The 13563-nt window shown below is 70.9% G+C and carries 9 protein-coding genes and 1 pseudogene; 5 read left to right on the plus strand and 5 right to left on the minus strand.

The window, feature by feature from the left end; genetic code table 11:
• Positions 1–8 precede the first annotated feature (8 nt).
• The 3 genes and pseudogenes from ACIBK0_RS01520 to ACIBK0_RS01530 all read left to right on the plus strand — a co-directional run.
• On the plus strand, positions 9–593 hold the full coding sequence (locus tag ACIBK0_RS01520) for a TetR/AcrR family transcriptional regulator (RefSeq protein WP_399074390.1): 585 nt from the start codon (positions 9–11) through the stop codon (positions 591–593).
• 71 nt (positions 594–664) lie between these two features.
• Complete coding sequence (locus ACIBK0_RS01525; protein WP_399074392.1) at positions 665–1429, plus strand: SDR family NAD(P)-dependent oxidoreductase; 765 nt, start codon at positions 665–667, stop codon at positions 1427–1429.
• A 175-nt stretch (positions 1430–1604) separates the two neighbouring features.
• Positions 1605–1832 (plus strand): annotated as a pseudogene (locus ACIBK0_RS01530) (SDR family NAD(P)-dependent oxidoreductase); the annotation flags it as partial.
• Between the two features lie 72 nt (positions 1833–1904).
• Here the strand turns inward: ACIBK0_RS01530 and ACIBK0_RS01535 are convergent.
• The 4 genes from ACIBK0_RS01535 to ACIBK0_RS01550 form a co-directional block, all read right to left on the minus strand.
• Positions 1905–2840, minus strand: a complete 936-nt coding sequence (locus tag ACIBK0_RS01535; RefSeq protein ID WP_399074394.1) for an oxidoreductase — start codon at positions 2838–2840, stop codon at positions 1905–1907.
• Positions 2841–2888: 48 nt separating this feature from the next.
• Positions 2889–3074: a hypothetical protein gene (locus tag ACIBK0_RS01540; protein WP_399074396.1), complete on the minus strand. Its 186-nt coding sequence runs from the start codon at positions 3072–3074 to the stop codon at positions 2889–2891.
• 293 nt (positions 3075–3367) lie between these two features.
• Positions 3368–6109, minus strand: a complete 2742-nt coding sequence (gene ppdK, locus ACIBK0_RS01545) for a pyruvate, phosphate dikinase (RefSeq protein WP_399074398.1) — start codon at positions 6107–6109, stop codon at positions 3368–3370.
• Between the two features lie 501 nt (positions 6110–6610).
• On the minus strand, positions 6611–7834 hold the full coding sequence (locus tag ACIBK0_RS01550; protein WP_399074400.1) for an ROK family protein: 1224 nt from the start codon (positions 7832–7834) through the stop codon (positions 6611–6613).
• 233 nt (positions 7835–8067) lie between these two features.
• On the opposite strand from ACIBK0_RS01550, the gene ACIBK0_RS01555 reads away from it, so the two are divergent.
• Complete coding sequence (locus ACIBK0_RS01555; protein WP_399075104.1) at positions 8068–9792, plus strand: MGH1-like glycoside hydrolase domain-containing protein; 1725 nt, start codon at positions 8068–8070, stop codon at positions 9790–9792.
• Positions 9789–11726, plus strand: a complete 1938-nt coding sequence (locus tag ACIBK0_RS01560) for a glycogen debranching N-terminal domain-containing protein (RefSeq protein WP_399074402.1) — start codon at positions 9789–9791, stop codon at positions 11724–11726. Before ACIBK0_RS01555 ends, ACIBK0_RS01560 begins: the two co-directional genes overlap by 4 nt.
• A gap of 565 nt (positions 11727–12291) precedes the next feature.
• Here ACIBK0_RS01560 and dusB read toward each other — a convergent pair.
• Complete coding sequence (dusB, locus tag ACIBK0_RS01565) at positions 12292–13446, minus strand: tRNA dihydrouridine synthase DusB (protein WP_399074404.1); 1155 nt, start codon at positions 13444–13446, stop codon at positions 12292–12294.
• Between the last annotated feature and the right edge of the window lie 117 nt (positions 13447–13563).

The following is a 13563-nucleotide window of genomic DNA, read 5'->3' on the forward strand; positions in this document are numbered from 1 at the left end:
TCATGCTCGTGGCCAGGACCAAGGAATTCGATCCTGATGCCGCGCTGCAGGCAGCCCTGGAGCTGTTCTGGCGGCGCGGCTACGAGGCGACGTCCATGGCGGACCTCGTCGAACACCTCGGCGTCGGACGCGCCAGCATCTACGCGACGTTCGGCAACAAGCACGGGCTGTATCTCCAGGCACTGGACCGCTACCAGCAGGCGCGCGACCCCCGGCTGCTGCGCGAACTCTCCCAGCCGGGGCCGGCGTTGCCCGCCGTACGCACCGTGGTACGCCGTTTCGCGACCGAGGCCGCGACCGACGAGCAGCGCCTGAGCGGCTGCTTCGTCACCAACACAGCCTCCGAGCTCGCCCCGCACGACGCGGCCGCAGCCCGCCGGGTCGCACACAGCTGGGACCACATCGAGACCCTGCTGCACTCGGCACTAGTCCGCGCACAGGCGCAGGGGGAACTGCCGGAGGACCGCGATCCACGGGCACTGGCCCGCATGCTGCTGGTCCTGATGCAGGGACTGCGGGTCGTGGGCAAGGCCTCCACGGACCCGACCCGCGTCCAGGACGCGGCGGAGCAGGCACTGCTGCTGCTCGACTGATCCACTGCCCTCACCCCGGGGCTTTTCAACATGCCCCCATACTGAACCGATCGGTCAAGAAAAGAGACCTCATGGCTATGCGCTTCCCCGACCGGACGGCCCTCGTCACCGGCGCCGGCTCCGGCATCGGCCGCGCCACGGCCCTCGCACTCGCCGCCGAGGGCGCCCACGTCGTCGTCGCCGGGCGCACCGCCGCCCCGCTCGACGAAACCGTCGCGCGGATCGAGGAACGGGGCGGCAAGGCCCTGGCCGTGACAGCGGACGTGTCGCGCGCCGCCGACTGGCAGACCCTGGTCGCGGCGACCGTGGACCGCTTCGGCTCCCTGGACGTGGCGGTGAACAACGCGGGCGTCTTCCGCGGCGGGCAGCCCCTCGCCGACCTCGCGGAAGCGGACTGGCACGCACAGCTCGACACCAATCTCACGGGCGTGTTCCTCGCCCTCCAGACCGAGATCAAGCAGATGCGCACCCAGCCGTCAGGCGGCGCGATCGTCACCATCGCCTCCACCATCGGCCTGCACACCCGCCGCCCGGGCGTCGCCGCCTACGCCGCCTCCAAGGCCGCCGTCGCCGCGCTGACCCGCGCCGCCGCCCTGGACCACATCGCCGACGGCGTCCGTATCAACGTGGTCAGCCCCGGCGCCTCCGCCACCGCCATGTCGCTGCGCCCCGGAGAGACGGAGGCCGAGCGCGTGGACCGCGTGAAGCACGAACTGCCGCTCGGCCGGGTGTCCGCGACGCAGGAGGTGGCCGCGGCCGTCCTCTACCTGGCGTCCGACGACGCGGCGTCGGTGGTCGGCACGGATCTGGTGATCGACAGCGGCGGTTCCCTCTGACTCGAACACGGAGGCACACGGTTCGTTGCTCGACGGCTGCCCGGACGGCTGCGCGGCCCCGGTGCGGCGGAGGCCGTACAGGGCCCCGGAAGGTGGCCGCGGTACTCCTACGATCCGCTCTCCTGGGAGCACCATTGCCTGCTCGCACGACCGGGCAGCCCGCACGGTGGTCGGCATGACGCATTCCTCCACCGACCTCTCCACCGCTCGCTCCACCCCGAGCACCCACCGGGCCGACATCGGCGACCGCCCCCTGACCGGCCGTAGCGCGGTCGTCACCGGTGCCTCCAGCGGGATCGGCGCGGTCACGGCCCGGCGCTTGGTCGCTGACGGCGCCTCCGTCGCCGTACTGGGCCGCCGCGAGGACCGCCTGAAGGAACCGGCCTATGGGCTCCGCTCGCTGGGGACTGTCCTGCCGATCGCCGTCGACGCCAGCGACCCGGAGGCCCTCAGCACCGCCGTCCTCCCCGGGCCGTCACACCTTGAGCGCGTCGTACGTGACTCCGGTCAGCCGCTCCGATGCGACCCAAAGCCGTTCCGCCGCCGTGTCGTTGACCGTCCAGCCGGCACGCCAGGACTTCCCGGGCGAGCCGCGCCACATCGCGAACGACGGTCCGATGAACGCGTCGGGCCGCACGTCGGGTGCGGTGGCCGCGTACAGCGAGGGCAGCGCCCCGGCCTCGGCGCTCTGCGCGAAGACCCGGTTGCCGATCTCCATGAACCGCTCGGCGCCCTTGCGGCCCTCCAGCTTCGGCCCGGCGGTCTGCAGGTTGGTGGAGGCGTACCCGGGGTGCGCGGCGGCCGCGACGACGTCGGAGCCGATGTCGGCGAGCCGCCGCGCCAACTCATGGGTGAAGAGGAGGTTGGCGGTCTTGGACCGCGCGTAAGCGATCCACTTTCTGTACGGCCCGCGCTCGCTGTTGAGGTCCTCGATGTCGATGTTGGCCAGCGCGTGCACCATGCTGGAGACGGTCACGACCCGGGCACCCGGAGTCCCCAGCAGCGCGGGCAGCAACAGGCCGGTGAGTGCGAAGTGCCCGAGATGGTTGACGCCGAACTGGGTCTCGAACCCGTCGGCGGTGCGGCCGGGGGGCAGAGCCATCACACCGGCGTTGTTGACGAGGAGATCGAGGCGGTCGCACGCCCGCTCGTACCCGGCCGCGAACTCCCGTACCGAGTCCAGATCCCCGAGGTCCAACCGCTGGAACTCCACGTCGGCGCCCGGCACTTCGGCGGCAATGCGCTCCCCGGCCTCAGTCCCTCGCGTCTCGCTGCGGCAGGCGAGGACGACCCGTGCGCCCCTGCGGGCGAGTTCGCGTGCCGTGATGTAGCCGAGGCCGCTGTTGGCGCCCGTCACCACGGCGGTGCGACCACCGCGGTCGGGAATGTCACTCGCGTTCCAGCCGGCCATGGCGGGCTCCCTCTGCCTGTGCGTGTGGTCTCAGCGTACGAGGAGCTGTCACGGTCCGTACGCGTCGGGCGGAGCGGACGGACGTGTGGCGCCTCGCACCCCGCCTTCCAGCACACCGCCTTCCAGCACACCGCCTTCCAGCACACCGCCTTCCAGCGCCTCGCCATCCGGCACACCGCCTTCCAGCGCCTCGCCATCCGGCACACCGCCTTCCAGCGCCTCGCCATCCGGCACACCGCCTTCCAGCACCCCGTCGGACAGCCGACTCCCCAGTACCGGAACCTCCGCCGTCCCTGGCCGTGCTGGGCCTGTCCTGCTCACCGTGGGCGCGGCAGGCCTGTGCCTCACCCGCGCACGCCGACGCGACCAGGCGGCGCCGACGGCACCGGCACCGGCACCGGCACCGGCACCAACCCGAGAGAGCGGCACCCCCCGCACAGGGGTACCGCCCTCTCGTGGTGCGCCGGGACCGCTGGCTGTCGGTGAGGGTCAGGACGACCGACAGCGGTTCCGGGGGTCTCAGGGGATCAGCGGTGGTCGCTGCCCTTCGACGTCGACGCCGCGCGACCCGCCTCCAGGCGTGCCACCGGGATCCGGAACGGCGAGCAGGAGACGTAGTCGAGACCCACCTCGTGGAAGAAGTGGACCGACTCGGGGTCACCCCCGTGCTCGCCGCAGACGCCGAGCTTCAGGTCGGGGCGCGTCTCGCGGCCGGCCTTCGCCGCGGACTTCACCAGCGAACCGACGCCGTCCCTGTCGATCGTCTCGAAGGGGGAGACACCGAAGATGCCCTTCTCCAGGTACGCCGTGAAGAAGGAGGCCTCCACGTCGTCCCGGCTGAAGCCCCACACCGTCTGGGTGAGGTCGTTCGTGCCGAAGCTGAAGAACTCCGCCGCCTCCGCGATCTGGCCTGCCGTCAGGGCGGCGCGCGGCAGCTCGATCATCGTGCCGATCGCCAGCTTCAGCTCCGTACCCGTCGCCGCCTGCACCTCCGCGATGACCTGGTCGGCCTCCTCGCGGACGATCTCCAGCTCCTGGACGGTGCCGACGAGCGGAATCATGATCTCCGCCCGCGGGTCGCCCTTCGCGTTCTTGCGCTCGGCCGCGGCCTCCGCGATCGCCCGTACCTGCATGGTGAAGAGACCGGGGATGACCAGGCCCAGACGCACGCCCCGCAGGCCCAGCATCGGGTTCTGCTCGTGCAGCCGGTGCACCGCCTGGAGCAGGCGCAGGTCGTTCTCGTTGGAGTCCTTGCGGGACTCCGCGAGGGCCACACGGACCGACAGCTCGGTGATGTCCGGCAGGAACTCGTGCAGCGGCGGGTCCAGGAGACGGATCGTCACCGGGAGGCCGTCCATCGCCTCGAAGAGCTCGACGAAGTCCTGCTTCTGGAGCGGCAGCAGACCCTTCAGCGACTCCTCGCGCTCGGCGTCCGTGTCCGCCAGGATCAGGCGCTCGACCAGCTCGCGCCGGTCACCGAGGAACATGTGCTCGGTACGGCACAGGCCGATGCCCTGGGCGCCGAAGCGTCGGGCCCGCAGGGCGTCTTCCGCGTTGTCGGCGTTGGCGCGGACCCGCAGGCGGCGCACCCGGTCCGCGTAGGCCATGATCCGGTGCACCGCGGCGACCAGCTCATCGGCGTCGTCGGCGCCCGCGTGCATCCGGCCCTCGAAGTACTCGACGACCGGCGACGGGACGACCGGGACCTCGCCCAGGTACACCTTGCCCGTCGAACCGTCGATCGAGAGGACGTCGCCCTCCTCCACGACGACCCCGCCGGGGGCGGTCAGCCGGCGGCGCTTGGTGTCGACCTCGAGCTCCTCCGCACCGCACACACAGGTCTTGCCCATGCCGCGCGCGACGACGGCGGCGTGGGACGTCTTGCCGCCGCGCGAGGTCAGGATGCCCTCGGCCGCGATCATGCCGTCGAGGTCGTCCGGATTCGTCTCGCGGCGGATCAGGATGACCTTCTCGCCCGAACGCGACCACTTGATCGCCGTGTACGAGTCGAAGACGGCCTTGCCGACCGCCGCACCCGGCGACGCCGCGATACCCCGGCCGATCTGCTCGACCTTCGCCTGGTCGTCGAAGCGCGGGAACATCAGCTGGGCGAGCTGCGCGCCCGTCACGCGCTGGAGCGCCTCCGCCTCGTCGATCAGGCCCTGGTCCACCAGCTGCGTGGCGATGCGGAAGGCCGCACCCGCCGTGCGCTTGCCGACGCGGGTCTGCAGCATCCACAGCTGGCCGCGCTCGATGGTGAACTCGATGTCGCAGAGATCCTTGTAGTGGTTCTCCAGGGTCTCCATGATCTGCATCAGCTGGTCGTACGACTTCTTGTCGATCTGCTCCAGCTCCGCGAGCGGGACCGTGTTGCGGATGCCCGCCACCACGTCCTCGCCCTGCGCGTTCTGCAGGTAGTCGCCGTACACGCCCTGGTGGCCGGAGGCCGGGTCGCGGGTGAAGGCGACGCCCGTGCCCGAGTCGGGGCCCAGGTTGCCGAAGACCATCGAGCAGACGTTGACGGCCGTGCCGAGGTCGTGCGGGATGCGCTCCTGGCGGCGGTACAGCTTCGCGCGGTCGCCGTTCCACGAGTCGAAGACCGCCTTGATGGCGAGGTCCATCTGCTCGCGCGGGTCCTGCGGGAAGTCGCGACCGGCCTCGGTCTTGACGATCTTCTTGAACTTGGTGACCAGCTTCTTCAGGTCGGCCGCTTCGAGGTCCGTGTCGACCGTGACCTTCTTGGCGTTCTTGGCCGCCTCCAGGGCGTCCTCGAAGAGCTCGCCGTCGACGCCGAGGACGGTCTTGCCGAACATCTGGATGAGGCGGCGGTACGAGTCCCACGCGAAGCGCTCGTCGCCGGCCTGCTTGACCAGACCCAGGACGGACTTGTCGGAGAGGCCGATGTTCAGGACGGTGTCCATCATGCCCGGCATGGAGAACTTCGCACCGGAACGGACGGATACGAGCAGAGGATTGTCGGCCTGGCCGAGCTTCTTGCCCATCTTTGTTTCGAGGGCTTCGAGGTGTGCACTCACCTCGTCACGCAGTGCCGCCGGCTCCTCGCCACTGTCGAGGTACGTCTTGCACGCCTCGGTGGTGATGGTGAAGCCGGGAGGGACCGGAAGACCCAGGTTGGTCATCTCGGCAAGGTTCGCACCCTTGCCGCCAAGGAGGTCCTTGAGGTCCTTGTTGCCCTCGGTGAAGTCATAAACGAACTTCACGCCCTCGACGCCGCTCTCAGCTACGTGGGGATCTTTGTTTTCCGACACGAGTCTCGACTCCTCGACGTCGCGGTGGCTGCCCTGACGACGGGGAACATACCCAGATCGAAGGCGCCTGGGTACGTCCACTTGCGCGTCATGCGCCTGTAACCACTCGTCCGCCAGCAGATCGAAAGTCAAAGCTTGGCAAGTCATCGAGGCGCGATGTTTTCACTTCTTGAACGAATCAACGCTCGTAGACCATTGTAGTCGCTCAGGTGAGCGACGTCTGGCACGTCTGAGTTTAATCGATGAACGATCAAGCGGTGGCACTGAGTGCCACCCCTTAGGGAAGTGCAGCCGCCCAAGATCCGCTCATCTGAGCGGAACCCTTATCAAGGGTGGCGAGAATCACGCCGCACGAGGCGGCCAAATGTCACCATGCGGACCACGATGCGGACACGACACGGGGATGTCACACGCCTGGTGTGCGCCTGATGTGCCCGAATACTCCTGCGGGCACCCCAGCGTGCCTGGGGCGCGTGGATGCGCGAGGGTGCGCCCTGGCCGTCACACGCCGAGCGCGGCCAGTCGCTCCTCGGCCCGCTCCGGCGCGTACAAGTACTCGACGACCAGCGCCCCGGCCCCGACCAGCCCCGCCCGCTCGCCCAGCTGCGAGGTCACCACATCCAGATGAGCGGTGGAGCGCGGCAGCGCCCGCTGGTACAGCAGCTCGCGCACACCGGTGAGGAAGGGAGTTCCGGCCAAATCCCCGGCGATCATCAGTACACCGGGGTTGAGCAGCGTCACCACGGTGGCCAGTACGTCACCGACCTGCCGCCCCGCCTCCCGCGCGAGCGCCATCGCCCCCGGGTGCCCGGCCGTCAGCAGGTCGCGCACATCCGAGCCGGAGGCGGCCGGAACCCCGGACTCGGCGAGCCGTCGCGCCACCGCGCCACCACTCGCGACGGCGGCCAGACAGCCGTACGAGCCGCACCGGCACAGCGCGTCGGCGCCCACCCTGATGTGCCCGATGTCGCCGGCGCCTCCGTCGATGCCGCGGTAGATGGCGCCGCCCACGACCATGCCGGCGCCTATACCGGTGGAGACCTTGACCAAGGCGAACGCCGAACAGTTCGGGTATCCGATGCGCTGTTCGCCGTACGCCATGAGGTTGGCGTCGTTGTCGACGAGTACAGGGATGTCCGCCCTGGCGCCCGAGCGCTCGGCGAAGGCGCGGCCCAGGCGTCCTCTTATGTCGTAGCCGTCCCAGCCCGGCATGATCGGCGGCTGTACGACGCGGCCGGTGTCGCTGTCGACGGGACCCGGCACCGCGAGGCCGATGCCGCACACCGCGTCCACCGGGCGGCCGGCTTTCTCCAGCAGTTCGGCGAACCAGCGCCCGAGTTCACCGAGGACCGCCTCCGGGCCCTCGTCGATCACCAGGACCCCCGCGTGCTCGGCCAGGATCTCGCCGGTCAGGGTGAGGACGGCCGCCCGGCCGTGCCGGGTGTCGAGGTCGGCGGCGAGGACGACGGCGTGGGCGTCGTCGAACTCGAGGGTGATGGAGGGACGGCCGCCCAGCGGCGAGTCCACCGGACCCCCCGCACCCTCGCGGAGCCAGCCCGCCCGGAAGAGCCGGTCGAGCCGCTGGCCGACCGTGGCCCGCGACAGGCCGGTGGCCTGCTGCAGTGCGCCGCGCGTCGTGGCACGGCCACTGCGCACCAGTTCGAGCAGATCTCCGGCGCTTGCCTGGTTTCCGGCCTTCACGGCTCTCCCTGCCCTTCCCGCCATGCGCACCCCCTTGCGTTCCTCAACTCTGCATTACATATTGAGTTTTGCGTGTTAAATAGACGTAACCCTACGGTACCTACTGCCGAACTGGTCGGCCGAACGTCTTCGGGGAGACCTGAGTGGACAGCACAACCCAGCTCACCGCCCTGTGCACGGGCACCACCACTCCCGTGCACACCTCCGGCACTCCCGTACCCACCTCCGGCCCGCCCTCTTCGCCCGCTCCGGGCGAGATCAGCCGTTCCGGATCACTTGTATACGATCCCGCCGACCTGGCGGGTTCACTGCGCCTCAGGGTCGCCCGGGTCCTGAACGGCAACTGGACGGGAACGTCCACGGTGCCCTCGCGCGGTCTGTATCCGCACCAGTGGTCGTGGGACTCCGCGTTCATCGCGATCGGACTGCGCCATCTGTCCCCGCTGCGGGCACAGACGGAGCTGGAGACCCTGCTCGGTGCGCAGTGGGCCGACGGGCGGATCCCGCACATCGTCTTCAATCCCTCCGTGCCACTGGACGCGTACTTCCCGAGCCCCGACTTCTGGCGCTCCTCCACCGCGGGGCGCGCTGCGGGCGCCCCGCGCACCGTACAGACGTCGGGCATCGTGCAACCACCGGTGCACGCGCTCGCCGTGTGGCTGGTGCACCGTGCCGACCCGGGGCTGTCCCGGGCCCGCAACTTCCTCCCTCGGATGTATCCCCGCCTGGCGGCCTGGCACCGCTATCTCCTGCACCGCCGGGACCTGGGCGGCGGGGGTCTCGCCTCCGTGGTCCACCCCTGGGAACAGGGCATGGACAACAGCCCCTGCTGGGACGCCCCGCTGAGCCGGATCACCCCGGCCCCGGCCCGCTCCTTCCGCCGCGCCGACCTCGACCACGGGACCCCCGAGGACCGTCCGACCGACCTCGACTACGGACGGTACGTACGCCTCGCCACCGACTACCGGGACCGCGGGTACGCGGACGGGGGCGGCGAGTTCGCGGTCGAGGATCCGGCGTTCAACGCCCTGCTGATCGCGTCGGAACACGCGCTGGCGCGCATCGCGCAGGAGCTGGGCGCGGCGGGGACGGCCCGGCACGCCCGGGCCGAGCGTCTGACGGCGGTGCTCGTGGAGCGACTGTGGGATCCAGCGGCGGGGATGTTCTTCTGCCGGGATGTGTATGGCGGGGACGAGGGCGAGAGCAGTGCTCTCGGTGTGGAGCGGGGGTCACGGAGCGGCGCTCTCGATTCGGGGCAGGGGTCACGGGGCAGCACTACCGGTCCGGAGAACAGTGCTCTCGGCTCGGAGAAGCGATCGCGGAGCGGTGCTCACGTTCCGGAGCGGCGCTCGCGGAGCGGCGCTCTTGATTCGGAGCGGCGCTCACAGAGCACTGCTCACGCTTCTCAGCAGCGCTTCCAGAGCAGCGGTCACGCTTCGGAGCGGCGCTCTCCGAGTGGTGTCCTGATCCCCGAGCGCAGTGTCGCCGGGCTGCTCCCCCTCATCCTCCCCGCGCTGCCCCGCGACATCGCCGCCACCCTCGTACGCACCACGAGCGGCCCGCACTTCGGGCTCGGCGGAGCGACGCGGCTCGTGCCGAGTTACGACCTGACCGGGCACGCGTTCGATCCGCACCGGTACTGGCGCGGGCCGGCCTGGTTCAACACCAACTGGCTGCTGGAGCGGGGGCTGCGGCTGCACGGGGAGCACGCGCGGGCGGACGGGCTGCGAGCCGCGCTGCTCGACACGGCCGGGGAGTCCGGGTTCGCGGAGTACGTGGACCCGTACACCGGCGAGGCCTGCGGAGCACTCGGCTTCAGCTGGACGGCCGCGCTGACGCTGGACCTGCTGCACGAGCCCTCAGGGGCGGACCAGGTCGTGTCCCACCCGGGGCACGACGCGTTCGACAAGGCACACAGCGAGCACAGCACCACACGACACAGCGCATTCGAGACGGGCGCCAAGGGAGGGGACCGGGGATGACGGACCGGCATCATCTGCTCGTGCACGGTGGGACGTTCGCCGCCGTGGGCGACGGCGGGGACATCAGCGGCGTGCGGGGCGGCAGCTCCCCGGACGGGTTATTCGTACAGGACGCCCGGCACCTCAGCCGTTGGCAGCTGACCGTCGACGGCGCGGTGCCCGAGGCGCTCACGCCGGTCGCGGACGGCGACACGGCACGCTGTGTACTGGTGCCGCGCGGCGGTCGCACCGAGCCGCCCGCGTACACGCTCTTCCGTGAACAGGCCGTCGCCGACAGCGCGTTCGTGGAGGCCCTGCGCGTCACCAGCAACCGTCCGACGCCCACGACGGTCCGTATCGCGGTCACCGCGGACGCCGACTTCACGGACCAGTTCGAGCTGCGCTCCGACTACCGTACGTACGCCAAGACGGGCGTGGTCCGCCAGCGCCAAGTGCTGGACGACGGCGTGGAGTTCAGCTACCGGCGCGGTGAATGGCGGTCCCGTACGACCGTCACCTCCGAGCCCGCCCCGGACGGCGTCGAGGAGACGGGCACGGGCGCGCGTCGCCTCGTATGGACCCTGGATCTCGAACCGCACGGTTCGGCGGAGCTGTCGCTACGGGTCGCGGCGCGTCCGCACGGTGCCGCGCACCATCCGCGCGTACCGCTCTCCCCTGCCGCCGCCAACGAGCAACTCCTGGCTCTGGAGGGCGAGTTCGCTGAGGGCGTGCCCTTCCCGACCGGCTGGCCGGAGCTGGCCGCGGCCTGCGCGCGCGGCCTGTCCGACCTGGCGGTGCTGCAGGTACCGGCGACGGGGCCGGACGGTGAGGAGCTGCGTGTCCCGGCGGCCGGAGTCCCCTGGTTCCTCACCCTGCTGGGCCGTGACGCTCTGCTCACCTCGCTCTTCGCGCTGCCCTACCGCCCCCAGCTCGCGGCCGCCACGCTGCCCGCGCTGGCCGCGACCCAGGCGACGGAGACGGGGGCCGGGGCGGTGGCCCAGCCCGGCAAGATCGTGCACGAGGTGCGGCACGGTGAGCTGGCGCACTTCGGACAGGTTCCGTACGGGCGTTACTACGGTTCGGTGGATGCGACGCCGCTGTTCCTGGTGCTGCTCGGCGCCTACACCGAGCAGACCGGTGATCCGTCTCTGGCCCGGCGCCTGGAGGCCAACGCCCGCGCGGCGATCGGCTGGATGCTGGACCACGGCGGGCTGACCTCCCGCGGCTATCTCGTCTACCGCGCGGACGGCGGCGGTCTCGCCAACCAGAACTGGAAGGACTCCCCGGGCGCCATCTGTTCGGCCGACGGCAGCCGTCCCAGCGGCCCGGTGATGGCAGCGGGCGCGCAGGGGTACGCGTACGACGCCCTGCGCCGCACCGCGCACCTGGCTCGCACGGTCTGGGACGACGAGGTGTACGCGGCCCTGCTCGAACAGGCCGCCAGTGACCTCCGCGACCGCTTCCAGCGGGACTTCTGGATGGCCGAACACGCCTTCCCGGCGCTGGCGTTGGACGGCGACGGCCACCACGTGGACGCGCTCGCGTCGGACGCGGGCCATCTCCTGTGGTCCGGCCTCCTGGACAAGGAGTACGGCGAACTGGTCGGCCGCCGACTGCTGGAGCCGGACTTCTTCTCCGGCTGGGGCGTGCGCACGCTGGCCGCCGACCAGCCGGCCTACCACCCGCTCTCGTACCACCGCGGCTCGGTCTGGCCGCACGACAACGCGCTGATCACGCTGGGGTTGGCGCGGTACGGCCTGCACGACGAGGCCCGCACGGTCGCCCACGCCCTCGTCGACGCGGCCACCGCCGCCGGCCACCGTCTCCCCGAGGTCCTCGCGGGCTACGGCCGCGACACCCACGGCGAGCCGGTGCCCTACCCGCACGCGTGCGTCCGCGAGTCCCGCTCGGCAGCGGCCCCGCTGGCACTGCTCACCGCCGTAGGGGGCGCCTGACCACCCTGGGGTCGCCCCCAGTCGGCAAACTCCCCTCGCCTCTGGTCACCCCGAGCCCGGCACCCCGAGCAGGTGCCGGGCTCGGGGCGGGTACGCTCATCGGCGCTCACCGGGTGCCGCTGCGCCCACCCGTGCCGCCCCAGCGGCACGATTGCCCGCAGTGGGGGGGACGGCCGAATCACCGGCAGCTACCCACGCACGCCCCGCAGCCACCACGCATGACCGCGGCCACCCACGCACGACCGGCAGCCGCCCACGCACGGAAGGGGCCGTGCCGGTACATCACCGCCCGTCGCTCACAGCTCCGCACAGCCAAGTCGAACCGTCTGCACCCCCGAGCAGTACGCACGCCACACGACGGGCGGATGTACCGGTACGGCCCCGACCCCCCACCGGACCGCAGTGCGAAACGGCGCTCAGCCCCGAAGCCACGCTCAGCCCCAAAGCGGCGCTCAGCCCCGAAGCCACGCTCAGCCCCAAAGCGGCGCTCAGCCCCCGAAGCCACGCTCAGCCCCAAAGCGGCGCTCAGCCCCCGAAGCGCAGCGCAGCCCCCGAAGAGCCACGCTCAGCCCCCGGACGTGTCCAGCTCCGCGTCCTCGCCGATCCCCGCACAGTCGTACGGGTCCTTCAGCCAACCGTCCGGCAGCACCACCCGGTTGTTGCCGGACGTACGACCGCGGGGCCCGTCCGCACCGAGGGGCCAGGGCTGGTCGAGCTCCAACTCGGCAAGGCCCCCGGAGAGTTCGGCGAGCGACGAGGTGATCGCGAGGCGCTTGCGCATTTCGGAGCCGACCGCGAAGCCCTTCAGGTACCAGGCGACGTGCTTACGGAAGTCGATGACACCGCGCGCCTCGTCGCCGATCCACTCGCCGAGCAGGGTGGCGTGCCGCACCATGACGGTCGCGACCTCGCGCAGCGTCGGGCGGGCGTAGGCATCCGTGCGGCCCTCGAAGGCGGCCACCAGGTCACCGAACAGCCAGGGCCGGCCGAGGCAGCCACGCCCGACGACAACCCCGTCGCACCCGGTCTCCCGCACCATCCGCACCGCGTCCTCAGCGGACCAGATGTCGCCGTTGCCGAGCACCGGGATCTCCGGCACATGCTCCTTGAGGCGCGCGATGGCGTCCCAGTCCGCCGTACCGCCGTAGTGCTGGGCGGCGGTGCGTCCGTGCAGCGCGATCGCCGTCACGCCCTCCTCGACCGCGATCCGACCGGCGTCGAGGAAGGTGATGTGGTCGTCGTCGATGCCCTTGCGCATCTTCATCGTGACGGGCAGGTCTCCGGCGCCGCTGACGGCCTCGCGGAGGATCGCCCGCAGCAGGTTCCGCTTGTACGGGAGGGCGGAGCCGCCGCCCTTGCGGGTCACCTTCGGGACCGGGCAGCCGAAGTTCAGGTCGATGTGGTCGGCCAGGCCCTCCTCCGCGATCATGCGGACGGCCTTGCCGACGGTCGCCGGGTCCACGCCGTACAGCTGGATCGAGCGCGGCTTCTCGCTCGCGTCGAAGTGGATCAGCTGCATGGTCTTCTCGTTGCGCTCGACGAGCGCCCGCGTGGTGATCATCTCGCTGACGAACAGGCCCTTGCCGCCGCTGAACTCGCGGCACAGCGTGCGGAACGGCGCGTTCGTGATCCCGGCCATGGGTGCGAGGACGACGGGCGGCTGCACGGTGTGGGGGCCGATCGACAGCGGGGACACGGGAGCGAGGGTCGGCGTGGACATTCCCCCATTGTCGCGTACGGCGACGCGTGCTCGTACGGCCCTGGGGCGGACACCTCCCCCGTATACGAGAGAGAAGATCATGTAGCAGTCATTAGTTAGACGCACTATCGAAAACGG

The sequence above is a fragment of the Streptomyces sp. NPDC050564 genome (assembly GCF_044457265.1).
In the GTDB taxonomy this organism is placed as follows: Bacteria; Actinomycetota; Actinomycetes; order Streptomycetales; family Streptomycetaceae; genus Streptomyces.

Coding starts and splice junctions, on each gene's coding strand:
- ACIBK0_RS01525 (WP_399074392.1), top strand. CDS start 665: ATGGCTATGCGCTTCCCCGACCGGACGGCCCTCGTCACCGGCGCCGGC.
- ACIBK0_RS01535 (WP_399074394.1), bottom strand. CDS start 2,840: ATGGCCGGCTGGAACGCGAGTGACATTCCCGACCGCGGTGGTCGCACC.
- ACIBK0_RS01550 (WP_399074400.1), bottom strand. CDS start 7,834: ATGGCGGGAAGGGCAGGGAGAGCCGTGAAGGCCGGAAACCAGGCAAGC.
- ACIBK0_RS01560 (WP_399074402.1), top strand. CDS start 9,789: ATGACGGACCGGCATCATCTGCTCGTGCACGGTGGGACGTTCGCCGCC.
- dusB (WP_399074404.1), bottom strand. CDS start 13,446: ATGTCCACGCCGACCCTCGCTCCCGTGTCCCCGCTGTCGATCGGCCCC.